The organism is Aeromonas sp. TW 6 (genome assembly GCF_013168745.1).
Taxonomy (GTDB): domain Bacteria; phylum Pseudomonadota; class Gammaproteobacteria; order Enterobacterales; family Aeromonadaceae; genus Aeromonas; species Aeromonas caviae.
Map to the genome: position 1 here is coordinate 1 of NZ_JABERS010000018.1, position 24,761 is coordinate 24,761.

At 53.9% G+C, this 24,761-nt stretch carries 25 protein-coding genes; 20 read left to right on the forward strand and 5 right to left on the reverse strand.

Translation table 11 applies throughout. From position 1 onward, the window contains the following. Together HKD46_RS10615 and HKD46_RS10620 are read left to right on the forward strand one after the other, a co-directional pair. A partial coding sequence (locus tag HKD46_RS10615; protein WP_171865410.1) for an IS4-like element ISApu2 family transposase occupies positions 1–896 on the forward strand: 896 nt, incomplete at its 5' end. A 113-nt stretch (positions 897–1,009) separates the two neighbouring features. Continuing rightward, entirely contained in the window at positions 1,010–2,182 is a 1,173-nt protein-coding gene (locus HKD46_RS10620) for a nuclease-related domain-containing protein (protein WP_161507892.1), read from the forward strand. A 508-nt stretch (positions 2,183–2,690) separates the two neighbouring features. Here the strand turns inward: HKD46_RS10620 and HKD46_RS10625 are convergent. Both HKD46_RS10625 and HKD46_RS10630 read right to left on the reverse strand, forming a co-directional pair. After that, entirely contained in the window at positions 2,691–2,981 is a 291-nt protein-coding gene (locus tag HKD46_RS10625) for a hypothetical protein (protein ID WP_114523321.1), read from the reverse strand. Positions 2,982–3,180: 199 nt separating this feature from the next. Beyond that, positions 3,181–4,080: a DNA/RNA non-specific endonuclease gene (locus HKD46_RS10630; RefSeq protein WP_171865411.1), complete on the reverse strand. Its 900-nt coding sequence runs from the start codon at positions 4,078–4,080 to the stop codon at positions 3,181–3,183. A gap of 78 nt (positions 4,081–4,158) precedes the next feature. Between HKD46_RS10630 and HKD46_RS10635 the strand changes: the two genes are divergently transcribed. The 10 genes from HKD46_RS10635 (at position 4,159) to HKD46_RS10680 (ending at position 15,957) form a co-directional block, all read left to right on the forward strand. Continuing rightward, on the forward strand, positions 4,159–5,949 hold the full coding sequence (locus HKD46_RS10635; RefSeq protein WP_171865412.1) for a UvrD-helicase domain-containing protein: 1,791 nt from the start codon (positions 4,159–4,161) through the stop codon (positions 5,947–5,949). A 1,150-nt stretch (positions 5,950–7,099) separates the two neighbouring features. Next, the gene (locus tag HKD46_RS10640) at positions 7,100–8,188 is read left to right on the forward strand and encodes a toprim domain-containing protein (protein WP_171865413.1); all 1,089 of its coding nucleotides are present in this window, start codon (positions 7,100–7,102) and stop codon (positions 8,186–8,188) included. A 111-nt stretch (positions 8,189–8,299) separates the two neighbouring features. Further along, positions 8,300–9,355: an AAA family ATPase gene (locus tag HKD46_RS10645; RefSeq protein ID WP_161507894.1), complete on the forward strand. Its 1,056-nt coding sequence runs from the start codon at positions 8,300–8,302 to the stop codon at positions 9,353–9,355. A 262-nt stretch (positions 9,356–9,617) separates the two neighbouring features. After that, positions 9,618–10,580: a DUF3150 domain-containing protein gene (locus HKD46_RS10650; protein ID WP_161507895.1), complete on the forward strand. Its 963-nt coding sequence runs from the start codon at positions 9,618–9,620 to the stop codon at positions 10,578–10,580. 61 nt (positions 10,581–10,641) lie between these two features. Further along, positions 10,642–12,564, forward strand: coding sequence for a VWA domain-containing protein (locus HKD46_RS10655; protein WP_171865414.1), 1,923 nt, complete (start codon positions 10,642–10,644; stop codon positions 12,562–12,564). Between the two features lie 206 nt (positions 12,565–12,770). Continuing rightward, positions 12,771–13,841: a hypothetical protein gene (locus HKD46_RS10660; protein ID WP_114523107.1), complete on the forward strand. Its 1,071-nt coding sequence runs from the start codon at positions 12,771–12,773 to the stop codon at positions 13,839–13,841. Positions 13,842–13,854: 13 nt separating this feature from the next. Next, entirely contained in the window at positions 13,855–14,370 is a 516-nt protein-coding gene (locus HKD46_RS10665) for a hypothetical protein (protein ID WP_161507897.1), read from the forward strand. Between the two features lie 101 nt (positions 14,371–14,471). Next, positions 14,472–15,191 (forward strand): hypothetical protein, encoded by a 720-nt coding sequence (locus HKD46_RS10670; RefSeq protein WP_171865415.1) that lies wholly within the window; start codon positions 14,472–14,474, stop codon positions 15,189–15,191. Between the two features lie 103 nt (positions 15,192–15,294). Further along, on the forward strand, positions 15,295–15,705 hold the full coding sequence (locus HKD46_RS10675; RefSeq protein WP_171865416.1) for a hypothetical protein: 411 nt from the start codon (positions 15,295–15,297) through the stop codon (positions 15,703–15,705). Positions 15,706–15,795: 90 nt separating this feature from the next. Further along, the gene (locus HKD46_RS10680) at positions 15,796–15,957 is read left to right on the forward strand and encodes a hypothetical protein (protein ID WP_171865417.1); all 162 of its coding nucleotides are present in this window, start codon (positions 15,796–15,798) and stop codon (positions 15,955–15,957) included. Positions 15,958–16,008: 51 nt separating this feature from the next. Here HKD46_RS10680 and istB read toward each other — a convergent pair whose 3' ends face one another. Together istB and istA are read right to left on the reverse strand one after the other, a co-directional pair. Further along, entirely contained in the window at positions 16,009–16,779 is a 771-nt protein-coding gene (gene istB, locus HKD46_RS10685) for an IS21-like element ISAeme17 family helper ATPase IstB (RefSeq protein ID WP_043172592.1), read from the reverse strand. After that, on the reverse strand, positions 16,776–17,789 hold the full coding sequence (gene istA, locus HKD46_RS10690) for an IS21-like element ISAeme17 family transposase (protein WP_101880927.1): 1,014 nt from the start codon (positions 17,787–17,789) through the stop codon (positions 16,776–16,778). The genes istB and istA overlap by 4 nt, the downstream gene beginning before the upstream one ends. 193 nt (positions 17,790–17,982) lie before the next feature. Between istA and HKD46_RS10695 the strand changes: the two genes are divergently transcribed. The 6 genes from HKD46_RS10695 (at position 17,983) to HKD46_RS10720 (ending at position 22,169) form a co-directional block, all read left to right on the forward strand. Beyond that, complete coding sequence (locus HKD46_RS10695) at positions 17,983–19,164, forward strand: DNA cytosine methyltransferase (RefSeq protein WP_171865418.1); 1,182 nt, start codon at positions 17,983–17,985, stop codon at positions 19,162–19,164. Between the two features lie 139 nt (positions 19,165–19,303). Further along, positions 19,304–19,690, forward strand: coding sequence for a hypothetical protein (locus HKD46_RS10700; protein WP_171865419.1), 387 nt, complete (start codon positions 19,304–19,306; stop codon positions 19,688–19,690). 312 nt (positions 19,691–20,002) lie between these two features. Continuing rightward, positions 20,003–20,272, forward strand: a complete 270-nt coding sequence (locus HKD46_RS10705; protein ID WP_114523103.1) for a PapB/FocB family fimbrial expression transcriptional regulator — start codon at positions 20,003–20,005, stop codon at positions 20,270–20,272. Positions 20,273–20,558: 286 nt separating this feature from the next. Further along, positions 20,559–21,476, forward strand: a complete 918-nt coding sequence (locus HKD46_RS10710; protein ID WP_171865420.1) for an IS5 family transposase — start codon at positions 20,559–20,561, stop codon at positions 21,474–21,476. A gap of 32 nt (positions 21,477–21,508) precedes the next feature. Beyond that, positions 21,509–21,718, forward strand: coding sequence for a hypothetical protein (locus HKD46_RS10715; protein ID WP_221414065.1), 210 nt, complete (start codon positions 21,509–21,511; stop codon positions 21,716–21,718). 73 nt (positions 21,719–21,791) lie between these two features. After that, entirely contained in the window at positions 21,792–22,169 is a 378-nt protein-coding gene (locus tag HKD46_RS10720; protein WP_114523101.1) for a hypothetical protein, read from the forward strand. A gap of 34 nt (positions 22,170–22,203) precedes the next feature. On the opposite strand, the gene HKD46_RS10725 is transcribed toward HKD46_RS10720, so the two are convergent. After that, positions 22,204–22,578 (reverse strand): hypothetical protein, encoded by a 375-nt coding sequence (locus HKD46_RS10725; protein ID WP_171865422.1) that lies wholly within the window; start codon positions 22,576–22,578, stop codon positions 22,204–22,206. A gap of 450 nt (positions 22,579–23,028) precedes the next feature. On the opposite strand from HKD46_RS10725, the gene umuD reads away from it, so the two are divergent. Continuing rightward, a complete protein-coding gene (umuD, locus tag HKD46_RS10730) occupies positions 23,029–23,388 on the forward strand; it encodes a translesion error-prone DNA polymerase V autoproteolytic subunit (RefSeq protein WP_114523099.1) in 360 nt (119 codons plus the stop codon). Further along, positions 23,385–24,656, forward strand: coding sequence for a translesion error-prone DNA polymerase V subunit UmuC (gene umuC / locus HKD46_RS10735; RefSeq protein ID WP_114523098.1), 1,272 nt, complete (start codon positions 23,385–23,387; stop codon positions 24,654–24,656). Before umuD ends, umuC begins: the two co-directional genes overlap by 4 nt. The last annotated feature ends 105 nt before the right edge of the window (positions 24,657–24,761 follow it).

Sequence of the window (24,761 nt, forward strand, 5' to 3'; positions counted from 1 at the left end):
CATTCGCGTTACATCCGCAATTGGCAGAACATTTCCCGGGCCGATTCAATAAGCACAGCCCCGCTGCGGTAGAGTGTCATATGACCATGTCCTTGCTGGACCAGTCGCCGATATCGATGAGTATCACGGCGGATACCGAATCGGAGCGCAAGCATCTTCCGGCCGCAAATTCGTTAAATAACAAACTGTTATTGGCGGATGCCGGTTACATCAGCCGCGAGTACTTTGCTGATGTGACCAAAGCCAAAGGAAGCTATCTGGTCAGAGGGAGTCAAAATCTCAATCCCAAAGTACAGGCAGCTTACCGACAGGACGGCAGGGAAATGCCCAAGTTACTCGGAAAAAAGCTCAAGGATATCGATCGGAGAAGCTGCAGAGCCGAGGTTCTGGATCTGGATGTGAGTTCGGGAAAGTATAAATATCGACTCATAAGACGTTGGTTTGCAGAGGAAAAACGGTTCTGTATATGGATGACCAATCTTCCGCGTGAGCGATGGCCAGCCGAGAAGGTGATGGCATTGTATCGTTGCCGTTGGCAGATCGAACTGTTGTTCAAAGAGCTGAAATCACATAACCGGTTGAAGGCGTTCGCGACACGACAAAAAGCGATAGCGGAAGGCTTGATCTGGGCTAGTTTGCTGGCCTTGCTGGTCAAACGTCGGCTGGCGCTGACGCTGATTGGCAGCGCGGAGTTATCGATGCTGAAGATTGCCAAAAACAGCGCGCTTTGGTTAATGCCGATATTGGCGAGCATCATCCATGGTGCGTGGCAGGAAATAACAGAGAAGTTGGAGTGGGCAATGGTGTATTTATCCAAAAACGGCAAAAAGAGTAGGCAGAGAAAATCCAAGCAAAACAACACGTTAGACGGTATTATTAATTCGCTTGCCGCTTAAGGTTCTGTACATGAACGCTCCTTGCACTCCGAATCGTCAGGTTCACCCCAAAGCCACCTGACCTGTTGCCGAACTCAGATGTGGGTTCGGCTTTTTTACATGGAGCGTCCCCTATGGAACGGCTGTCCCAGCTGATGACTACCTTTCAGGCCAGCTATGGAATCAACCTCTTCGTCTTTCTGTTCTTTGCAGCCCTCATCGTGGTGGGGCGCACCTCATGGGGCAAAGGGAAGTTAGCTGAGATGGGCTCTAACTTTGCCCTGCGGGTTTTTCTTGACCGCAAGAAGTACCATCTGCTCCATGACCTCACCCTGCCTACACCAAACGGCACCACCCAGATAGACCATGTGCTGGTGTCACCCTATGGGGTGTTCGTGATCGAGACCAAGAACATGGGCGGCTGGATCTTCGGTGACGCCAAGCAACCGACCTGGACCCAGACGTTTTACCGCAAAAAATTTCGATTCCAGAATCCTCTCAGGCAGAACTACCTGCATGTGAAGACCATACAAGAGGTGCTGGCGCTGGCCGATGAGCAGATCCACTCGCTGGTCGTGTTCTTAGGCGATGCGAAGTTCAAGACCCCGATGCCAGACAACGTGATCAAGGGTGGTGTGGTCCCTTGGGTCAAGCGCAAGCAAGAGGTCTTGCTCTCCGATGAACAAGTGAAGGTCTGCATCAGGAAGCTCGAAAAGCAGCGACTCACCCCAGGCTACAAGACCAATAAGGCCCACATAGCCAACCTCAATGCTCGCCATGGCAAACGGGGCCGGTCGAGAGTTGCGACCACACCAAAGCCGGTTCCAGCCACACACCAGCGCGAGGAAACCGCGGGCACCGCCCCAGTGGCCGCCAATGAGCCGGTATTTACCCGGACTGACCTGCCTAACGTGGCCCCGCAAGACGAGCTGAGCGGCGCGAAAGACGTCAGCGGTTACGTCAGGAAGCTCTGTCCAAAGTGCAGCAGCCCGATGGTGACACGGGTCGGCAAGCGCGGAGCGCTAGAGGGGGAACACTTCTGGGGGTGCAGCGCTTACCCTAAGTGCCACACCATCGAGATCATGGAGAAGCCTGCGCCGGGGAGCGCGGGTGCAGCAGCTGTTGAAGTCAGCCTCCAGCCCTGTGTGAAGTGCGAAGGTTTCCTGGTGCCGCGAATAGGCACACGGGGCGCGATGAAGGGCCAGCCATTTTTAGGGTGCAGCAACTATCCGAAGTGTCGCAACATCGTGCTGCAGAGTGAGGGTGGAGAGCCGCGGCTCGCACTGGACGGACCACTTAGTGCGTGATAGGTTGGAAACGTCTTTAGGGTTTCCCATACCCAGACATCAACTCAGACCAAACCTGTATTGGAAGCAGTGACCCTGCTTCCCTTTTCACTTCCTAGTGGGTCTCCAGCCCTTGTACGCGCCGGGTGAGATAGTAGCGCCGGAACTTCCAGTGAACAGCTCGGGACATCGCACAGGCGCTGGCACAGGTACCAAAACAGAGCCACATGTAGGGGCTGTAGCCGGTCTGGATCACCCCACAACCAAGCCCGCATAGGCCGCCAATCACAAACGAGCGGCACACATCCCGCAACTCAAAATTGCCTTTTATCAATCCCTTCCGCTTGCGCACACGAACCTCCCTGTCAAGGTTAACGCCTTGTTACAGTAGATTACGAGTTCGGTAAGATTGCAACCCACGGCGCGAAAGCCGAAGCAATGAAGGGCTTCCTGCACGAGCCAGGAAACCCTGTGGAGACTACGTGACTGCCCGAGTCATCGCAGATCGGGCAGCGGTTATATCGAGGGTCTAAACCGCTTCGAGGATGGGCTCGTCAGCAACGTTCATCAACATGCCATGTTCGTCACGCGGCTCATTCCAGAACGCCACCCACTTGGCAATGACCGATGCCGCCTGGTTGCCTGCCTGACACGCCCAATCCCTCCCGTAGGGGGTGCAGCCCCAGAGCAGGCCGTATTGCGGCTCCAGATGCAGATAGCAGCCGTTCGCGAACTCAACCCTTGAACCCATATTGTCTTTGATAGCAGCGACCAGCGCCTGCCTATCCAGCGGCTCTAACCGCACAACCTGTTGTTGCAAAGCCTACCTCCTTGCCTACCTCTGCTACCTGAGCCTCATGGCGCTCCTGCAGCACTGACAATCACTGTTCGACTCTCCATTCCTGCGGGCTGGCGTCTGTCGCTTCTCTGTGGCCCATCGGATGACCACGCGCAGCAGGGTATCAATCATTGCTGAAAATACTTTGACCGACCTCGCAAAGCCTTGAAGAACCTACCTTTCATCGAATAATCGGATCCGGCAACGCGCCCTTGATTTGCTTGATCTCATCTGGCAGTCCGGGGAAGACATCGAGCGCACTGAGCTTGGTAAATTCGGCCAGGCTCAGCTTGGCCACACTCTGATCGGTGCCATTAGCAACCAGGTACACGCCAACGCTGTTTGCTCCGGGTGAATACACTGCCTTGAAGATGGCCGTCGGGATCGGGACCATGGTGCCAGGCAGGGTTTTCACCTCGCCCAGATAGATCGGCCCTGTGACCACGTTGACTACCCCTTTCTTGGCCATGTAACGCACCGTCTGCTCTATGTCCGACCAGATCCCACGATTCACTTCTGGGGTCATCGGCACCACGTTGGAGAGGGCAAAAGATTCCCGCTGGGTGGCCTGGGTGCTGAAGTCTCCGGCTGGCGCAAGGTGGCCTCGGTCGAGTCCCGAATGTTTATAGATAAAGGACGACACTCGCACCTCTTCCGGCAAGCGGTAATCCTCGTAGAACTCGTGGTCACCGCGGCTGATTTCAAAGGCCCCCTTTATCTGTCGCGGGGTCAGCTTTTCGACAGAATAGATCGCGGTGCGATTCTGTGCGGACAGCATCACCGCATGTTCAGACCCGCACAACTCATAAAAATCGCCTTCTAGGGGTGCTGTGATCTCGGGCTCGCGCTCAGCCAGGTAGAGCTGCGGACACTCACTGGCATTCACCCCTACGGTGAACAGGGCCAGCAGAGCCGGTGCCACAATCCGTCGAACCAAAGCAGTACGCTGGCCAAATTCAACGCCACAGACACTGCAAGTGCAGTCATTGGCTGACTCCACCAAGCCATAGCACGAGTGACAGAAGCGCAAGCCACTCGCTTTATTGCCAGTGAACGGGATGGCGGGTATCTTGCTCAGCATAGCGCCTCCATAAACGCATTTAATTGGCCGTGATTGCCATCTTAGAGCATTCTGGTTAGCAACTGAACAGGATTTCTCATGCTGTCGAGCGAACAAGCCATCATTGCCGACGCGGTCGTGTCGCGCACCGGTAACAACCTGACCGTCGCCCTGCCAGGGTCCGGAAAATCGACCACCTGCATAGCGGGACTGGTGAAATTATTGGAGCAAAACCGCAAGGCTCGGCCCTGGATGGTCACCTTCACCCGCGCCGCCACCACCAGCATTGCCAATAAACTACGCCTGCTGCTCAGTAAAAAGGACTTCGACCGGGTTGGGGTCTCCACCTTCCACGGCATCATCCTTGAGCAGTACAAGACCCTGCCCAAGCAGTGTGACCTCATCATGGATGGACGGTTTGAGGGCAAGGTCAGCGAAGCCATGATGGCCTGCGGCTATATGGGTGAGCACGACGAAGCCAAGCAGACCATCGACCTTGAAACCCGCCAGCTGAACATGGACGTCAACACCATCTCCACCATCACCCGCACCTACCTGAGTGTGCTGGAAGAGCGCAATCTCATCGACTTCAACCTGATGTGCAGAGAAGTGGTGTTTGGTCTGCGCAAGGGCGCAATCAAGCGGCTCGCCATCACCCACATGATCGTGGACGAGTTCCAAGACACGGACGAGGTCCAATTGGCCTGGATGGAAGAACATGCGCTCAGCGGGGTGTCCATCACCGCTGTCGGTGATGATGACCAGAGCATTTATTCTTTCCGGGGGGGACTCGGCTTCAAGATCATGTCCCAGTTCACCGAGCGCTTTGATGCCAAGACCTACTACCTCTCTACCTGCTACCGCTGCGGCGGCGACATCCTGAAGGCCGCTGAGCGCATCATCACCACCAACCAGGGACGGATCCCCAAGGAGATGAAGGCGGCCGCCGACCACGCGGGCAACGTGACCATCATTCAAGCCGCAAACCGCGAGCTCTCCTATGAGAGCCTGGTTGAGAACATCACCCGCCACACCGGCAGCTGGGCAGTGCTGGCACGCACGGGTTTTCATCTGGACAAGATTGAGCTGCTACTGCACAGCCAAAAGATTGCTTGCCGGAGGACAGCGGGCCGCTCGATCTGGACCACCTCCACCGGAGATAGCTTGCTGCGGGTGTTCAGAATGATCCTCAACCAGAACGTGGATGACAGCGCTCATTACGCCCTGACCGCCCTGATGAAGTTACAGGGGGACGACCTCAACGAGTTCGAAAAGCGGGGAGCCATGAACATCTCGGCGGCCCTGTACCTGCTTCCCGAGAGCAAGGGGAAGCAGCTGCTGCAGGTGGTGACGACGGTCTTTGCCGACACCATCAACCCGGTCTTTATCAAGCGCAACATAACCCTCCTGACTGCAGCCATTGAGCAGCTGGTCGAGGAGAAGAAGAACCTCGCGATTGCACGGAGCATCCTCAAGATCTTGGAGGAGAGCACCGGCAGCTGGCACGAGCGGCTGACCATGTTTGTCGGCAGGCTGACGCCGACGCGGGAGAACAAGGAGCTCAAGCTGGAGCCTACCGTCGTGGTACTCACCACCCTGCACGGCTCGAAGGGGCTGGAGTGGGACAATGTGGCTATCGTGGACTGCAACGTGAAAAGCATCCCCAGTCCCAAGGTCGATACCGAAGAGGGGATCGAGGAAGAGCGCCGCCTGATGTATGTCGGGATGACGCGGGCTATTCATCGCCTCGAACTCCATACCCACGGGGAGCGGTCCCACTATCTCGATGAGCTGCTGCTGGACCGCCTGCTGCCGGTTAAATGGGTGCGCTATCTGGCCGATCCGAACGAACCGGGCTACGGTCCCTTTTCTGACATAAACGCTGCATGATGGCTTGACAGGGTAAAGTTGTGCAAATATGTTAGTCGTGAGGCTACCCTTTGCCCGCATACTCCGCCCTCTTGGGCCATCGGCTCCACCAGCTGTCGTCCTCCCAGGACATCAGCACTCATGTGAAGCCCCGCGCTTTGCGCTGTGACAGTGACCCCACTCCCCAAGCCTGCCGCTTTACGCTGCCACAGGGTTTGAAGGACTGGGGCTATTGTCATGCGTCGCACTTACCCTTGGTCACACAGACCAAGCCCGGTTTCCCCAATCGTGTTGAATAATCTTCTCAAGCATATATTGCTTGTTTAGTGCTTTCTTCACGCAAGTTTAAGCGTTCCTTGTCAATCAAACGCGGCGTCCTGTAATCGCAGTACGTGACAGTAACGAGTTGTTAGTGAAAACATCACAACGCACCTCGCTGCTTGCTTTAAGAGTCCGTTGCCCTCTCAAAACCGCAACACCTGCAGTACCCTTCCTTCTGGAACCATCGAAACTACATTAATCTCAGCGATACACTACTGTCGTCCTGCCTTGCGATGATGACTGCTCCGGCTTTCTCTCCCAAGGAAGTGTTGACCTCAGCTAAGTTCCGCTGATTGAGCTCTGTGTTATTTCGATACCACCCCCATCCCTTTCGGATATTCCCCCCCTTCTGGTCCTATATCTCCATCTAGGAACCCGGTCTTTCTAATGGTCTCTCTTTCTGGTTGCTTGTGACTTGCTCACTTCGCACACCCAGTCACGCTAGACCGTTCCAAATTCCAAAAAGCAAAGCAATACCTTACCACCCGGATTGTTCGTCGAGCCTTGTTCTCAGCGATACACTCCTGTAGTCCTGCCTCGTGGATTTAACTGCTTCGGCATTATTCCCGAGGAAGTGTTGACCTCAGATAAGTTCCGCTGATTGAGCACTGCAATACCAACCATCCATCCTTTTGGATACCCACTCGCTGAGTATTTCACTCATTGAGTAACCCACTAATACCTTTTGGTAATTAACGCCTTCTGGCAGGAGTTTTATATGAAAAAGCTGATGAAGAAGTTCGCAAAGATGTTCAGTAACAAGCATGTGCAACCGCTGGCTCCAATGTATGACGAGGGTTTTTATGACACTCCGAGTTACTTGCGTGCTAAGAAATAATGTGGAGGTTTTATGAGTATCATTCAACAAGCGTGGGATCTTGTGTCTTCTCGCGGTGGATGGTCTTCTGTATATACGCTTTATCCAAGCGTTATGCAGGCCGCCACAAAGTCTCAGGTGCCCTGCCCATTTACTGGCAAAGGCGATACTAAATTCAGGCTCTATAAAGATTGGGAAGATTCAGGCGCTGGTTTTCATAACGATCTCGGTCGTATTCCTAGTGGAATTGATATGATCATGCACCTTGAACCCTCCTGTGAAAATAACCCCGGTAAAGCTGCCAAGCACATCATCAAATTGCTCGGCGGTACAGTTGCTCCCACCCAGGTCAAACATGTTGTTTCCAACCGCGTTCCCATCCTCCACGAGGATGAGATAAAGAAGCGTGCTGGAACTCTGCGTGCCCTGATGAACAGTGCTCAGCCCTCCGCTGGTCACCGTCTCTACAAGAGTTACTGCGAAAGCCGTGGCATCCCTGCGATACCGTGCGCTGATCTGCTCGTTGCAACCAATGTTTACCACCGCGACGAACACGCCACCGTGTCTCGCAAAAACGCCATCCTTGGAGTCATGAGAAAGCCAGACGGTTCAGTTGCTACTGTCCATCGGCTCTATCTTGATGAAAACGGTCATGGCATCAAAGGCGCTCATCGCAAGATGATGTTGCCTCCTCCGTGCCAGAAAAAAGAACTGTTGGGCTCCGCCATTCGTCTCGCACCGACCCGTAAAGGACCGCGTGGGAACATCTTGGCACTCACCGAAGGCATCGAGACTGGACTTGCTGTAATGGCTGGCTCTGGACTCCCTACCTGGTCGTGTTACTCAACTGCTCTGCTTGAAGCCGTACAGATCCCCAAAGAAGTCGAGAAAGTGATCATATTCGCTGACTACGACTACAACGGTGGAGCTGGACTTGATTCTGCTGAAACACTGGCGGTCAGATTACGGCAAGAAGGCTTCTGTGTTCGGATCCTCGTTCCTATGGAACCCCCAGGATTCGACAAAGAAGGTAAGAAAGGCGTTGATTGGTTGGATGTCTATAACTGTTCACGTCGTGAGTTTGTTAAACAGGTACGCGAGTGCTTGTTGCTAGACCTCTGATTACCCCTTAGTTGAATTAAGCCCTTTGGCTATGACCCCCTCTCTGACTATTCGGCCAGAGATCCAAACCTTTTGGTTATGACAATGTCCCTTTCGGACAAGGAGATTTATATGAACGCTACTAACGTTGTTACTCTGGACCCTGTTGTTGTTGATACCCCAGTCTTCGGATTGGAAGCTGCAAATATCAGGTTGCCAGAGCTCGGAATTGCATTCCCAGCTATTCACTGCGCTAACCCAGGTAAATATGCCGGACTCGTTCCAGCTGCTCCGCTCAATTATGTGGTGCCAGCTATGGAGTGTAAGAAAGCATTGATCTGGGCCAGCTCTCCATCCATGAGACAGTCCCTGCTTCTGCGTGGTGAAACCGGTACAGGTAAAACTGAACTGGTCACTTACCTCGCTGCTCGACTTGGTATTCCGCTCGCACGAGTTGAATGCCACGGCTCGATGACTCCCGACATCCTTGATGGCGGCGTCAGATTACTTCCAAACCCGCAAGGCGATGGAGTGATTACGAAGTACGTTTTGTCAGACATCATGAAGATCTATCGTGATGGTGGCTGGATACTGTTTGACGAGGTCGATAAGGTCTCCGATGAAGTCACCAGTCGCTTACACGCAATCTGTGATGGCAAATCTGTCACCATACCTGAAACCGGTGAAGTGATTGATAAGCACCCAAACACTCGTGTGTGGGGCACTTCCAACACTATCGGTGATGGTACTTCAGTCAGGTATTTGTCCTCCCGTCCTCTCGACGCTGCGTTTCGCGCACGTTGGGCTGGAATAGAGGTTAAGTACCTTCCTGCATCTGAAGAGTTGAGAATGCTAGAAATGGCTTTCCCTCGCTTCAAAAAAGGCTTTTTGACCGCAATGGTTAGACTTGCCAATGAGTGTCGCGATGCGGCTCTCGGTCCTGAACGTGATGGGAATATTGACCGTCCTATGGACAGCATCTATAGCACCCGCGCTCAGCGCAACGTGCTGGAAGCTGCCATGGCGTTCGGTTCGAAAACTCCCCTCATCGAGGCTATCAACTTCGCCTACCGCGATATGTTGAGCCAAGCCGACCGTGAAGTGTTTGATGGCATCTGCCAGAGAATACTGGGTATGAACTTGTCTACAGACCTCACCACCACTGGTGATCTGAACAATACCCTCTAAGCAGTCTCCCCCCGGCAAGCCCCTCCTGTTGTGTCCCTCACATTAGTCAGCAATGGCTAGTGCGATTGATCACACCCAGGAATCGAAGCCCGCTGCAATGTTGCAACGTGTTTCACCCCCTGTTCTCTCGGACAGGTAAACCCCTACTCCAACGGACGATGCCCCATCAGTCAGACATGACTGATGAGATTTGGCACGTCCGGCGGATATGAAACCCCAGCGCTGTGCGCTCTCTATTCGCTCTGCGAAAAAGGAAGATCTTATGAACGATTCAATGGAAGTGTTGATGAAAGTTGGTTTTGCTCTGGTCCAAAGCCCCATCAAGCGTGGGTCTGACGGCAAGGCAACTCTGAAAGGTGCAGAAGCAGTGCTGAATGGCAACCACCTGAACGGTGATGCCATCAACGCTGGCTCCGTCGTCTGGTTCCCAGGTGACAAACTGCGCTTCAAGTCGACCGTGTATCACGCCATCGACCGGTTAATCCAGTCTTACGGCGTTGCATGGGGAGCAGGTACCTTGGTACCTCTCGCCAAACTGGATCAACTGATCCATGAGTTTGAGATAGAGAAGGGACGGTTCATGAATGAGGTTGATTTGCTTCAGCCGGTTTACGATCGCTTGATCGACGACCACAAGAGCAAACAACCTGCTGCAGTGCAGAGTGTTATTGATGCAGTGCGCTTGCCTTGGGATACCTTCCGGGCAACGTTCAAGATCCACATGCCGACTCCGTCGGTCTTCCAACCTCTCACTGACGACCTCAATGGTTGTGCCAATGAGATTGTCGACACGGCGATGGATGAAATATCCAAAGACGCGCAAGGCATGATCAATAAGCTGCTCGGTAAATCTCAGATCGACCCCAAGTCGATTAAGCCCATCAAACGGCTTGCTGAGAAGTGCAAAGACTTCGCGATACTGCACCCAGCTTTTGGGTCGTTTAGCGATGCCTTTGACACCCTGGCCGCCACGCTTGTCCCGCCCCTGGTTGGTGACAAGCAAATGAACGTGCTCGCATACCTCGGTGTGCTGGCAGACCCACAGGCAATCAATACCTGGATGACCAACAACCAGGCTGAAGTCGATGGCGATCTGCTTAACAGCATCTTCAATCCAGCAGGTACCACTTCGGTAGCACCTGCACCCGTGTTCACCCCGGCCACTGTTGCAGCACCAGCTGTAACGGTTGACGGTGGATACGATTGGGAATCCTTTGGGATTTAACTATGCCTTCTGGCCATCAACCCTCCTTAACCGGAGGGTTTTTTTTTCAAGGAATGAAATCATGAAAAAATTAAACCTGCGGGTTCTGAGCACCTTGGGTTCCACCGTTGGCGGAGCAAACACCAAGGTAGTAACTGGCCATGGCACCTACTGCCAACAAGTTGGCCATAACTGGGTGATCACGGTTGCCATCAACCAAAACATGACCGAACAGGACATGCTCTTGGTGGACGGCTACATCGACCATGAATGTGGTCATGTCCGCTTTACCGACTGGGACGTGGTGAAAGCCTCGTATGCTGCCGGTAGCACTGTGAAACACCTGACCAACATCCTTGAGGATATTCGGATCGAGGCTCTGATTGGTCTGCGCTACAAAGGCGCTGCCATCAACCTCAATCGCATGGTGCAGAAGCTGTGCGAAGGTGGCGATATGTGGTCTATGCCCTCCCAAGGCATGGGCCTGACCTCGCTGGTGTCCTGCTTCTACCTCTACGGTGGGCGCTATCACCTGCTCAAGCAGTTGGCCATGAAGGAGAGATCCGAACTGGCTTTCTCCCTGCTGCAAGGTCGCGTCAGCCCTGAGCTTCACGCGAAGTTCGTGGAAGGCTTTGTCCGGCTGAGCAAGATCAGTTCTTCCCAAGGCGCTCTCGTTTTGGCCCTCGACATTGTTGATTGGTTGAACGAGGCGAAAGAAGAGGAACAGCAGCAGAAAGAGCAGCAACAGCAACAGCAACAGCAACAGCAACAACAGCAGTCTGACTCTGAGGAATCGGAAGATGAAGGCGACGGTGCTGATGGTGACGCTGATGGCGATGCCGAAGGCGATGATGCTGAAGGTGAAACCGATGGTGATGCCGAAGGCGATGATGCTGAAGGTGATACCGATGGTGATGCCCAAGGCGATGCTGACAGTAAATCCGATGGTGATGCCCAAGGCGATGCTGACGGTGAATCCGATGGTGATGCCCAAGGCGATGCTGACGGTGAATCCGATGATGATGCCCAAGGCGATGCTGACGGTGAATCCAATGGTGATGCCCAAGGCGATGCCCAAGGCGAAGCTGACGGTGACGCAAGCGGTGACACTGACTCTCTGAACGGTACCGGCAACGGTCCGAGCGAGGGTGATACACCTGACCGTAACTGGTTCGACGATTGTGGTGACGAGATCATGCCGGAGGATATTTGCTCTGGTGTGGCCAAGCGCATGAACGCTCGATTCGAGGAAACGTATGAGCCCGGCACACTGGATCCCTTCGTGGATTCCATGGTGCTGACCCGCTACATGACCCCGAACAAGTGCCAGTACGAGATCAACCAACGTGCAGTGCAATCAGCTCAAACTTCATTGAAGAAATGGTGCGCGAGCTTTACCACCAGCAAAACCACTGCTCGTACCTCGGGCAGCAAGCTCAACGGGCGTCGGTTAGCTGGTATCCCTGCGGGCAATCTGCGGGTGTTTGAGCACAGTACCCGTGCAAAGACCCCCTCTGCTGCCGTGCAGATCATGCTGGACACCAGTGGATCCATGTGGCCTGTCACTCACCAACCGGCGGGTGTGGCCTGTGCCTCCCTGGTTAAAGCTCTGCAAGGTCTCAAGGACTTCGCGGTGTCTGTTATCCAGTTCAATGACGATGCAAACCTCGTTCATGACTGGGAGACCCGCGGACAGTTGAGCCAATTGTCCTGGCCAAATGGTTGCACAGAGACGGCGCAAGCCACCTTTGCTGCAATGGGAAATCTGGCTCACCGGAAGGAAGACACGAAGATCGTGTTCATCCTCACCGATGGCTATGGTGACCTGCGGGACGTCGTTCCTGCCGCACAAGAGCACGGCTGTGTGATTTGTGCCATTCGCTTTGGCGATGGTAACGAAATGCTGCACGGTCTGGCTCCTGAGCTCCAACCCTTCTGCGCTGACCTTGAACATCTCCCCGAGATGTTCGCTGAGGTTCTGCAGATGGTCATGGGCCGCAAGTAAACACGCCACCAGCCCACTACTCACCCCACCGGGTGCAGTCGTGGGCCTGGCGTCATTCCGTGACCCTCATCGGTCACACCCCCACTTAAGCACGCACCAGGCTGGTTCACCCTGAATCGGCCAATGCCTGCCTGTACCTCATCGCCATCCGGCGATACGACATTTCCCTTCTGGAATTACATGCCTTTTGGCAATGGAGCAATTCAATGAACACTACCGCACTGAAAACCGAAATTGGTGAGCTGGACTTCCCCGTAGCACCCTCCTTCGTGATGGACTTCGAGGATTTCATAGTCAAGCAAGAGGGCAATACCCTCAAGGTCGGCTATTTGGCTGACGATCTGGATGGTGAAGACCCGATGGTATGTTGCGATGGTCAGGGACACCTGTTCACCGCACACCGTCACGCACGAGACGAACACCCGCACATGCAAGAAGCGCTGGCTCTGGATGCCGACTGGCAGCCAGATTTGGAGCTGTTGAGCAACGGGGGCCCTGCCGAAGATGCGTTCCGTAAGGAATGGATACGGCAAGCCTCTATCCGGGCCGAATTTTGTGTTTGGGCTGAGTCCACCGGTCGCAAGACCGAATCCACAACCGCGTACCTCAAGCGCCGTGCTACCGCTTTCTGGAAGCAGCAGGCCGCTGGTGGGAGCGTGAGCGGGAAAGACCTCTGGGACTTCTCGTTCTCTTTGGAAGTGGCGACCGATGTGTGGAGTGATCTGGTTGCTCGCGGCGTCATTGGTAACCGTGACGCTGTATCACTCGATTGCTATGAGCACTCAGGCACGCTGTGGAGTATCAGTGGGACGCATAACAGCTGCCACTGGGATACCGCACGTAGGGCTGGAGTCTGGGTACCCGATGAGCTCGCTCTCGACAATATCAACCACAACGAGTCCATCTATGCCTTCGGCAACATCGAAGACATGGGTCGTGGCAAAGGATGGAAGGTAACAACGGGAGAGAGTGTGGAACCGGAGTTCGCTACCTGGGCAGATGCGTGGACTTGGCTCGTGAAGTTCGCCTCTGGCAAAACGGCTACCGCCGCCATGCTGGAGACTGGACGCGACCGGGCTCGGACTGCGCTGTGTCAAAACGTGCTCGATGAGTACAACGCTTATCTCGCTGGCGAATGCTATGGGATTGTCGTAGCGACGTTCGAAAACGTAGGCACCGAAGATGATCCTGAATGGGAAACGGGTGTGTCTGACGAGGTGTGGGGCTATATCGGGACAGATTGGGCAGTTCAAGCGCTCAATGCCGAGTTCCACTGAGGAGGGTGACATCATGCCGAGTAAAGCTGAGATCAGGGCCTGCCCTGATCTGATTGCCGACCTGGCGGTGGAACCTACCGCTTCTATGTCAGATTTCCTGGCCCGCTTACCGGCAGACTCTGATGACGTCGACATCGACATCATCACCGTTCTGCTGGAGCAACAGGACTACATCAACCAGTGCCGACAAAAGGTGATAGACGACATCGTTGCCAGAAACGGCGGCGATGCGTGTGGCCTGGAGTTGAGCCGTGGAGGAGATCGTGCAGACCTAGCCTGTGTGTTCCCCGAACCGCGCTATAACGGCGGCTATCGGCTCTCTTTCTACGACAGCCATGGCCCGCAAAGCCACATGTGTTACACCACCCCGGAAGAAGCTCTGAGAGACGCCATCTACATGGGCTATCGCACGCTTATTCCCGGCGAGCTTGATCGGCTCACTGAAACCAGTACCTGGCAACGGGGACTGGCCATGGTGACCGACCTGATGCGCCAACTCATGTCTAGCAGTACCTCAAAGGCTCACTGAGCCACCTAACGACCTTCTCGGTCATCACCGCCATTTTGGCATTTTGACGACGCAAGACACCTCACCTCGTGAGGTGCCTTTGTCGTGCATGGAGCACCCCTATGAGCAACTTCAAAGCCTACACCCTTGATAGCCAGACCAACTTTGTCTTCGAGGGTAATAACCAAGACTGCGAACAGTTCGTTACTTCGCTGGTAAAGCAAATGTCCGCCTCAGTACAAGGCTATGCGAATTTCGCTGTGCTTTGCGACGGTCAGATCGCTTTCACGCTGCGCTTCTATACCGCAGCTGGACAGCAAGCCTGCACTGTTAGAAATGTCGACGCCAAAACGCTGAAAAGCGAAGAGGAACGGGTAAACCGGGCGTATGCGCTCTTCTCGTATGCAGAAGAGTGCCGGATGAAGGGTCGTTACACTTTGGCTAATCGCGCTCTTAACGACGCGATGGCCTTTGTTGCAAGCCCTCTCTCCCACCCCAAAGCACGCACGCTGAGTAGCCAAGCTACTCGCCTGTTGGCTCAGGGTGTGGACGCTGTCTGTAAGATCCAGACCCCGCTGGCCGAAACGCTGGTGAGTTTGGAGCAGTTGGAAGTCATGGCTGATTTGGCTCGCATAGAGGGTGACCTCCTGGCGCTGCACTTCAAAGCCAAACACGACCTCTTCCAGGGGGATACCGATAGCCACGTAGTTCTGCTGGCCACTCGTGTAGCAAACCTGGTCATCGGCACACCCTACCGCCACAACCGTATCGCCAGCGAGATCCTTGCGCTCGGTGAGCGGTTGTTCGGCCATGTGTGGACTGCCGCTTTGATGTACGCATGACCCGCTTAGGGACCACACCTTCTTGGTTGGTCCCTAAGAAACTTTGGTTTCTGCCAACCCCTTTATGGAAATTCATGCCTTATGGCAAATGGAGATATTTATCATGGAACAGATCAACGCTATTGCCATCAAACACGCCGACTCCATTACGTCGCGTCAAATTGATTCCAACTGTGCAGTGCTTAATTCGACTTACGTGTTTGATATTGATTGTGGCCAATATTCCATCTCTTTCGACATGCTGCATGTCGATACCTACCAGTTTGATGCTGGCTGTACCCATACCTGCACTAAACAAGCCTCTGCTTGGTTGGTAATGGACGGGCACCGGTATCAGATTGGGCATAGCAATGTCGATGAGTATATTTCTGCTCTCGAAGTAGCTGTGGTCGCTGGTTGGAAAAAGGCAGCTTTCTTAAATGGAGCTGTTATTTACCTTACCTACGACAACCTGGAACGACTTTACCAAGAGGCGTTTCAACTGATGGTTATGTTGCGCTCAAAATCAGCCTGATTTCCTTCAGGCTTATTCACTTACCCATTCGGTAATACGACACCCTTCCTTTATGGAATTAAATGCCTTTTGGCAATGGAGATTTTTATTATGGCTACTGTAATCGCAACTAAGATCGGCTCTACAAATAAAGGTTTACCCCGCGTGTGGCTCGAAGGTCGGAAATTGGAACGCGAAGGAATCGAGATTGGTATGAAATACCAACTGAATTTCGATCAGGACGCGGGCCTGTCAACGCCGACCGAAAACTGATCCACTCTGGCTAATTTCGCCGATTGAAAAGTGATCCACCCGGACATGGGGTTAATTGGTTTTGGGTGTGGCCCCCGCTTTGCGTTTCTCTTTCAAACGATAGCTTTCACCGCTGATCTGAACGATGTGTGCATGATGTAACAGTCTATCGAGCATAGCTGCCGTTAGTGTCTGATCATCGGCAAAGGTGCTGGCCCACTGGCTAAAGGGCAGATTGCTCGTCAAGATCAGGCTCCCTTTCTCATAACGTTTGGCGATCACATTGAAAAACAGGTTTGCTTCCTCACGCCCAAACGGCAAGTAGCCTATCTCATCGATCACCAGTAAACGCGGCCCCATCACGACACGGCTGAAGTAGGCATTAAGCCGCTCCTGTCGTTGAGCTGCTTGCAGCTGCAACATCAGGTCTGCTGCGCTGATAAATCTGGTCTTGATGCCAGCCATCAGAGCCCGATAGGCCAGTGCGATGGCAAGATGCGTCTTGCCCACTCCGCTTGGGCCCAGCAGCACTATGTTTTCGCTACGCTCTATAAAAGCCAGGCTGGCCAACTCCTGCAACTGGCTGCGAGGTGCGCCACTGGCAAAGCCGAAGTCGTACTGCTCCAGCGTTTTGACCACGGGTAACGTGGCCAATTTGAGCAAGGTCTGGCGGGTGCGCTCGGTCCTCAAGGTCTGCTCTGCGTGCAGCAACCACTCCAGATAATCGGCGAAGCTCGCCTCCTCGTTGGCCGCCTTCTGAGCTAGTGTTGACCACTGGGCAGCAATCCCTTCCAAGCGCAGCGCCTGACTCAGGGCCATCAGGCGTTCATGCTGCAAGTTCATACGTTCACCTCCAGCAGGTCTTGGTATACCGATAGCGGATGCTGCAAGCTCTCCAGCGGCATGGGGCGCGCGGTGGCCGTGGTGCCGGGACTAACGGGTAGCGCCTGTGGCAGGGGTAGAAAATGAGGCAGCTCTTGTTGCAATCGGATAGCCGGGACTTCACCGGTAGTGCCATGGCTACGCTGGTTGGCGATGTCTTGCAACCAGGGGCCGATATGGGCATTGGCGGTTGACACATCTAGCGCCAGTCCTGCCTGCTTGAGGGTGGCTGCTAGTGGGGTGACAAAACTGCGTTTGAGGTAGCCGTTGAAGCGCTCGACCTTGCCTTTGGTCTGGGCCCGGTAGGGACGGCAGACGCGGGGGCGAAAACCGAACTCTTCGGCCAAGGCGAGCAGGGCCGGGTGCCAACGATGGTCACCTTCACCGTAGGCATCCCGTTCGCGGATGATGGTGCTGGCATTATCAAATAGCACCTCCTGCGGGACCCCACCGAAGAAATGACAAGCCTCACGCAGTCCGGTCAACCAGGCATCATTACGTTCGTGATCGAAGAAACGGACATAGCTGGCGCGGCTAAATCCCAGGGTAGCAACAAAGGCCTTTAGAGGCCGATTGCCGCGGCGGATAATGGTGAAATCGACCTGCATCTGTTTACCGGGGGCCGTTTCAAAACGGACGATGGTGCCAGAGGCGTCATGGCGCAGAGGCGATAACCAGGCCTTGAGCTGGGAGAGCCCGCCAGTGTAACCATGCTCTCGCAGTTCCCTGAGCAGAACCGTCGCCGGGATCCAGTGTGGCTTCGCTGCCTGGATACGCGCTTGCAGATAGGGTTTAAAAGGATCGAGCTTGGTTGGTCGGGCTGCTCGGTTGGGATAGATTGGCAGGCCCGGGTTGCGCAGATACTTGCGAACCGTGTTACGGGACACCCGCAATTGCTGGGCGATAGCCCGGATGCTCATGCCCTGACGGGCCAACACTCTGATTTCCACTGATAACTCCTGGGTCAACATGGGCGTGGCTCAAAAGCCACGATCTTGGCCCAGGTGGGTCAACTTTACTCCGGCGTTAGTGGGTCATTTTTACATCGGCGGTGACACGGGCCAAGTGAAAGTGACCTTTGGGACTGACTTGGAGAATTATTCTGGCACGGTCTCTCGGCGCAAGCTGAGGGGTTCGGACGAGAGTTATCTCCCAGTTATTGACATGAATAGTCGTGAATTTTTGGACCTCTTTTCCGAATCGGAAGAGATCCGCATTGCCATTCGTGACAAGAAAATGGTGATAACCGCCCAGGTCTCTAGCAGTGATGCTAAGGAGCGGGTCGAACGTCTTCAGCGCAAGCTGGCGACGGGGGAAGCTATCACTGTGGCGTCGTTATTCCACGGCGGTGGTGTACTGGACAATGCAGTTCATGCAGGGCTTGAACGTGCTGGTGTTACCAGTTACGTGAAGGTCGCCGTAGAGCTTGAGTCGAAGTATCTGGAGAGTTCGCTCGCCAACAACTACCATTTGTTCAAAGCAGATTCTGTTTTGTTTGAGGGTGGTATTGAGCATTTCAATCCACGCGGCACATCTGTAGATGTCGTTTGTGCTGGAATCCCATGCACAGGCGCTAGTTTATCTGGCAGAGCTAAAAACAAATTGGCTTGCGCTGAAGACCATCAAGAAGCAGGGGCATTGTTCTATTACTTCCTTTCGGCGGTAACTGCGCTAAACCCCAGCATTGTGGTCATCGAGAACGTGGTCCCATATTCGTCCACGGCGAGTATGGCGGTCATCCGTTCGGTGCTTTCCAGTCGCGGTTACGTGCTGGAAGAAACCATCTTAGATGCCAGTCAACATGGCTGTATCGAGGATCGGCAACGGCTTTGTGTTATTGCCAGAACCCCCGGTGCCATGGAAACGGCAGTGCTCGAAACTCTGATTCCTACCAAGGTCAAAGAATCCTGTGTTGGTGATATTTTGGAGAATATTCCAGATAATTCACCGATGTGGAAAACTTATGATTACCTGGCAGATAAAGAATTGAGAGATTTAGAGGCTGGGAAAGGATTTCGCCGCCAGCTAATTAAAGCAAGCGACGAAAAATATGGTTGTGTGGCCAAGGGGTATAATAAGGCGCGCTCCACCGAGCCGTTTATTTGTCATCCAACTGATCCTGCGCTCTCTCGTTTGCTCACTCCTATTGAGCACGCTAGAGGTAAAGGTATTCCCGTCAGTATTATCGACGGGTTAAGTGATACAACCGCCCATGAGGTTCTTGGGCAGTCTGTCTGCTGGCCACCATTCGAAGCAGTCGGCTTTGCGCTGGGCAGTAATATGCTCGCAGCACTGTCTGGTGGTGCCGGATCGCAATTCAGCGCCCCGACCCACAAAGCAGCCTAAGCAACCCCCCCAACAATGCCCCTCTCACCTGAGAGGGCATTGCTCCAATCCTTCTGGATATACCCCCCGATCAAAGACCTGACCGGTCTTGACCATGTCCTTTTTGGACCTAAATGCCTTTTGGCAAAGGAAACATATTATGTGCATCACTAATCTGAGCCAACTGAACGCCGCCTACCTGCTTAACGCCGGTGGTTGCACCTCCATCACTGCTCAACTCGCTGATCTGCTGAAACGTCAGCAACGGCGCTGTACGCTCGATACCGAGAACAGCATTGTTCGGGAAGGAGATGGTTTCGAATATAGAGTTTGTCTTAACACCCTCAAGGTGACCCTGCTCAACGGTGCCATTACCACTGCGGACAACTCCGCTCTGTGCTATCTCCAACGTGTTCCCATGAAGGGTTACGTGATCAAAGAGATGTGCATGTTCGACAACGAGCCAAGCTCTGCGAAAGCAGCGCACGGCCAGCTGTTCCGCAACTTACGTGAACTCGTGACCTTGACCGGCATGATGTTCCATTAACTCACTAAGCCACTCGTGTTCAACACACAGTGGCTTTTTTCATTTTTAACGCTGCAGAATCAAAATGTCCGGCTAAGACTGCCACTCCGAGCAACCAAATGACCTTTATTAGTCATTTTTCTTGCTTTATGACCGGCCTAGCAGGGATGATAGATGGGTACTCTGCCCGGTAGCCCGACCACATCATGGTCAGAGTCCTGCCCGGACGGATACTCGATGTTGCCTATGGGGCGTCCCAAGCTACTTTGAGGGACGCTTACCGGAGAGAGAATATGACCCTTATCATCCGTTGGTTGTTGTAGGACTTCGTAGATGAACAAGAAACAATTCGACGGGCTAATAGCGCTGACCAAGATGACCTCAGACGCCATTATCCAGGCCATGTATGAAGTGATGGTGTTAGGCAGCACTCAGAAGGAGGCTGCGGAGAAACATGGCGTCAACCGCGGGCTTCTGTCTAAACGCCTGACGGGACTGCGTGAGATCGAGGCGGCCGTCAAACACCTCGTGTCCCTCTATCACGAGGAGCTTTACCCTGCTCCTGAAGTAAAGAAGCGGACCCCACATGATCCCCGACACTGACACCGGGTGGCCATCACTGTAGTCAATGCCGACCAGTGTAACGGCCACCGATGAACCCCAGCCCACCCCATACCAGGATGTTAACCACGCTGCGTGATGGCTTCACCCCTACGCGATTAGAGGAATGCTCTGTGTCTCCATCTGAACTATTCAGTTATGCCAGCGAATATGCGACCACGCCTGCAGCGAAAGCGATAGGCGCTCAGTACGGCGTTGTTGCTCAAATCAGGGAACTATTCGGCAGTTCAGTGATCTGATCTCTTAGGTTCACCCCCAGGAGCGTCAGATGGGCAAGCCAAAACACAAGATCAGCAACTGGAAACAGTACAATCAGGCTTTGGTACAACGTGGTTCTCTGACTATCTGGATGGATGCGTCAGCTATCCGGCGATGGCATTGCCATACCCACCATGGGCGCAGAGGTAGAGGGTTTCACTACAGCGACACAGCCATCGAAACGGCTTTAATGCTCAAGGGGCTCTTTAATCTACCCCTCCGCGCACTTGAAGGTTTCATTAACTCGCTGTTCAAACTGATGGCTGTGCCACTGAAATCACCCGATTACAGCTGCATCAGCAAGCGGGCCAAGACGGTGGAAATCAACTACCGGGCACCGAGCAAGGGGACAGTGACACACCTGGTCATCGACTCCACCGGGCTCAAGGTTTACGGCGAAGGTGAGTGGAAAATGCGTAAGCACGGCAAGGAGAAACGCCGTGTCTGGCGCAAGCTGCACCTTGCTGTGGATGCTGCTACTCATGCCATCGTTGCAGCAGAAAGCAGTCTGGAAAACATCGCTGATAACGAGGTATTGCCGACACTGCTCAATCCGTTGCGGCGCGAGATAGAACAGGTCAGTGGCGATGGCGCCTATGACACACGGGATTGCCATGCCCTGCTAAAGAAAAAAGGTATCAAGGCCACCATACCACCGCGCAAGAATGCCGCTTTATGGGAAGAAGGGCATCCACGAAACGAAGCCGTTGAGGCACTTAAAGCCGGTGAACTGGGCGAATGGCAAAAACAGTCCGGATATCACCAGCGGTCGAAAGCGGAAACGGCGATGTACCGTTACAAACAGCTGATTAGTCCCAAACTGAGCCTGAGAAACCACAATGCCCAGGTCGGCGAAATGCTGGCTGGGGTAAAGGTATTGAACAAAGTCATAGGACTAGGAATGCCTGTTCGACAGGCACTGAACTAATCCAGGAAAAGCCGCTGGGGAACTGCTGCTTGGTGGATGAATTGATCAACAACGCCGCTCAGTACCCGACCTTCCGAGATGTCGCCAAACGATTCAAGGTCACTTACGACCAGATCGAACAGACGTGTGAGGATTGGGACCACCGGCAGGGCTACATGCAGCCAGCGATCGGTGGGCAATGTGGAAGCGGCATATTCACCTATTCGTCCCGCGGTGAGCATCTGGTTGAGGCATACCACTAATTTGCAAAGCGGTACTTACCTGCCAAGTCTGCAGGCGGTCAGATCTGGCTGTCTTCGCAAGGAAGCCCAATGAATGTTGAATAGAACACTCGATGTCCCTGTGATTTTTCTAGCCGGTTTGTGCTGGTTATGGCTGGCAATGCGAGTCATGGATTTTGGCGTTCAATGGCAATCGGTCAGCACTGTTCGCCATCAAGTCACCGTGACACTTCCGAACGATCAAACCCTCACGGGTGATGTCACCACCGCCTGGGACCGGTCTTACCGTCTGGCAGATATGAGCGGTCGAATCTGGCATTTTCGTGACTATAAGATGATGACCATACCGAGAGAGGGGCAGGCCCCCAGTGCATTCCCATTCAGGACTGTGCTGCCGTTCTTACTCTTCTTCGTGAGTACCATGATTGCTATCTATCACCTGGGGTTTAGGACTCCAAAGCGCAGGGATTAGTAAACAGCGAGGCATTATAGTGGAACGCCAGATGCTAACCCCGAGCAGAGAGGGCTGCGCTGTAAAGACTCATGTAATCTGATAAGTAGCCATAGCATTTGTCGAGGTCTTTCTTGGGGGGCATGTTGACCAATTTAATTCCACTGCGATATGCCTCCTTTGCAACATTATTTTCCTCCATCACTTTCTCATGCAGCACCTTAAATAGTGACACGTCATTCTGCGTAAATTTCTTCTTTTGAGCATTACCAAGCAGCACCGGCACTTTCTCATTGCAACTCTCTACGCTGAATTTAAAACTCTGCGCATCATGCTGGCCATAACCATATTCATCGTTAGGGTCTATATCTACATGAGCGACCGCAGAAAAACTCATTGCGCATAGCATTGCCAGTGTTTTGAATTTCAAAATACACCCCTCTAGGTTTAAAGTGCCGCACAGTAACACATAGGCAGCACATAAACCGTGTCGAGCAGCACAACTCGCCACATTGAATGAGTACGGTTAGTTCGCATAAAAAAGCCCCCTAGCTACGGTGGGCGTAGCAGGGGGCCGTTTTGCCCTCTTTAGCAGTTGGGCCTCAGACATCGTTGCGCTCGGTTGGAGAGGAGAACAACGAAGCTCCCAGTTTGAACAGTGGGGGCTCTGTTGCTGACCACAGAGGCTGGCCAGCTCCTACAACATGACAGGGCTGCATACAGTGTCAAAGGACTTTCCTCTTAAGTGTGTTCCCCATCACACACCCTCCTCCCCCGCTACTGTCCGCCATGGACTGGGAGCCTCCCGAGGCCCAGTGCGCTAAGCCATGCGAGCTGTTATACTGTATGTAAACACAGTATTAAATCAGATGAGCAAGCGATGTCGTTTCCCAAACCAGGTACGGAGTTTCAAGAACAACCTATTGATCTCAATCAGGTCATAATCAGCCATCCTGCGTCGACGTTCTTCATGAGGGCAACCGGGATGGGCATGGAGAGCGATGGGATCCATGACAACGACCTCATCGTGATAGACCGCTCAGTGTCCGTGGAAGACGGTGACATCGTGGTAGCTGTCCATGAAGGTGAGTTCGTCATCAGGACGCTGCAGAAGCTCCCACGGCCAGCTCTGGTTTCCGCCGATCCGGCCACTCCGGCGATCCACCTGCATGACGAATCCGATCTCGTGATCTGGGGGGTCATTACCCACAGCATCCACAAAACCCTGAAACGACCATGAGCTACGTCTATGGTTTGGTAGACATCAATAATGCCTACTGCAGTTGCGAAACCCTATTTGACCCCAAACTGAAAGGACGGCCTCTGGTCGTTCTGAGCTCATCTCAAGGGTGCATTGTGGCTCGCTCGCCCGAAGCGAAGGCACTCGGCCTGAAGATGTCAACGCCCTACTTCCAGGTGAAGGACTTCTTCGAAGCAAATGGCGGCGTCTGGAGGCCAAGCAATTTCGCGTTGTACCTCGACCTCACCCAGCGGTTTGAAGACATCATCGCAGACATGGTGCCGCATTATAGTCGATATTCGATCGACGAGCGCTTCATTTGGCTCCCATCATGTGTCGGAGACACCATCGCATATGGCCAGCAGATACGCAATCGCATCGCTAAATTTATTGGTCTGGGGGTCGGGATCGGCTTCGGACCAACACGTACTCTTTCGAAGCTGGCCAATCTAAAAGCCAAGTCAACTCCAAGCACAGGCGGCGTCGTGGACCTGTCTGATACCGAGCAACGGCGCGAGTTCATGGCCATCACTCCGGTGAGCGAGGTGTGGGGGATCGGGCGTCAGCTGACGGCCAAGTTGGAGGCTCAGGGGATCATGACGGCTGCCGATCTCGCCGCGGCCGACCCGAAGACTCTGCAGCGGCGATATGGTGTGGTGGTCGAGCGAACCGCACAGGAGCTCAACGGCATCCCGTGCCTGGGCCTCGAAGACCAAATCCGGGCGAAACAGCAGATCATTGTCTCGCGCACCTTCGGTGAGCGGATTACCGATCGGGTCGCAATGAAACAGGCCATATCGAACTTCATGGAGCAGGCGGCGCAAAAGCTACGAGCAGAGAGACAGTGTGCTCGCCACATCAGCCTTCATATCGCCACCAGCCGCTTTGGCAACCAGCCTTACTACGCCAACCAGACCAGTACCCGGCTCGTGGTGCCGACCAACGACACCCGCGCTCTACTGGGCCTAATCAGCCCACTCCTAGACGGGATCTGGCAAGAGGGTCACCGCTACTCAAAGGCTGGTGTGATGCTGACGGATTTCTCGTCGGTCGAACACCAGCAGGGCGACCTGTTTGCCGCTGAACCACAAGATCCCCGTCGCGCCGCCCTGATGCAGGTGGTCGATAGCATTAACAGCAAGGGGCGCTTTGGAAAGCTGTTCTTCGGAGCCACCGGAGGGCTTAAGCATGACTGGGATGTAAAGCGAGAAAGCCTCAGCCCGCGTTACACCACCAACCTTGCCGATTTGCCCAAAGCCAGGACATGACGCCCTGAAATAGACTTGATTAATGTGTGGGTATTGTCATTATCAATATTGACAACACATTGCGTAGCTGCCCGCCATTTAGCGGGCATTTTCATGTTAGGAGCG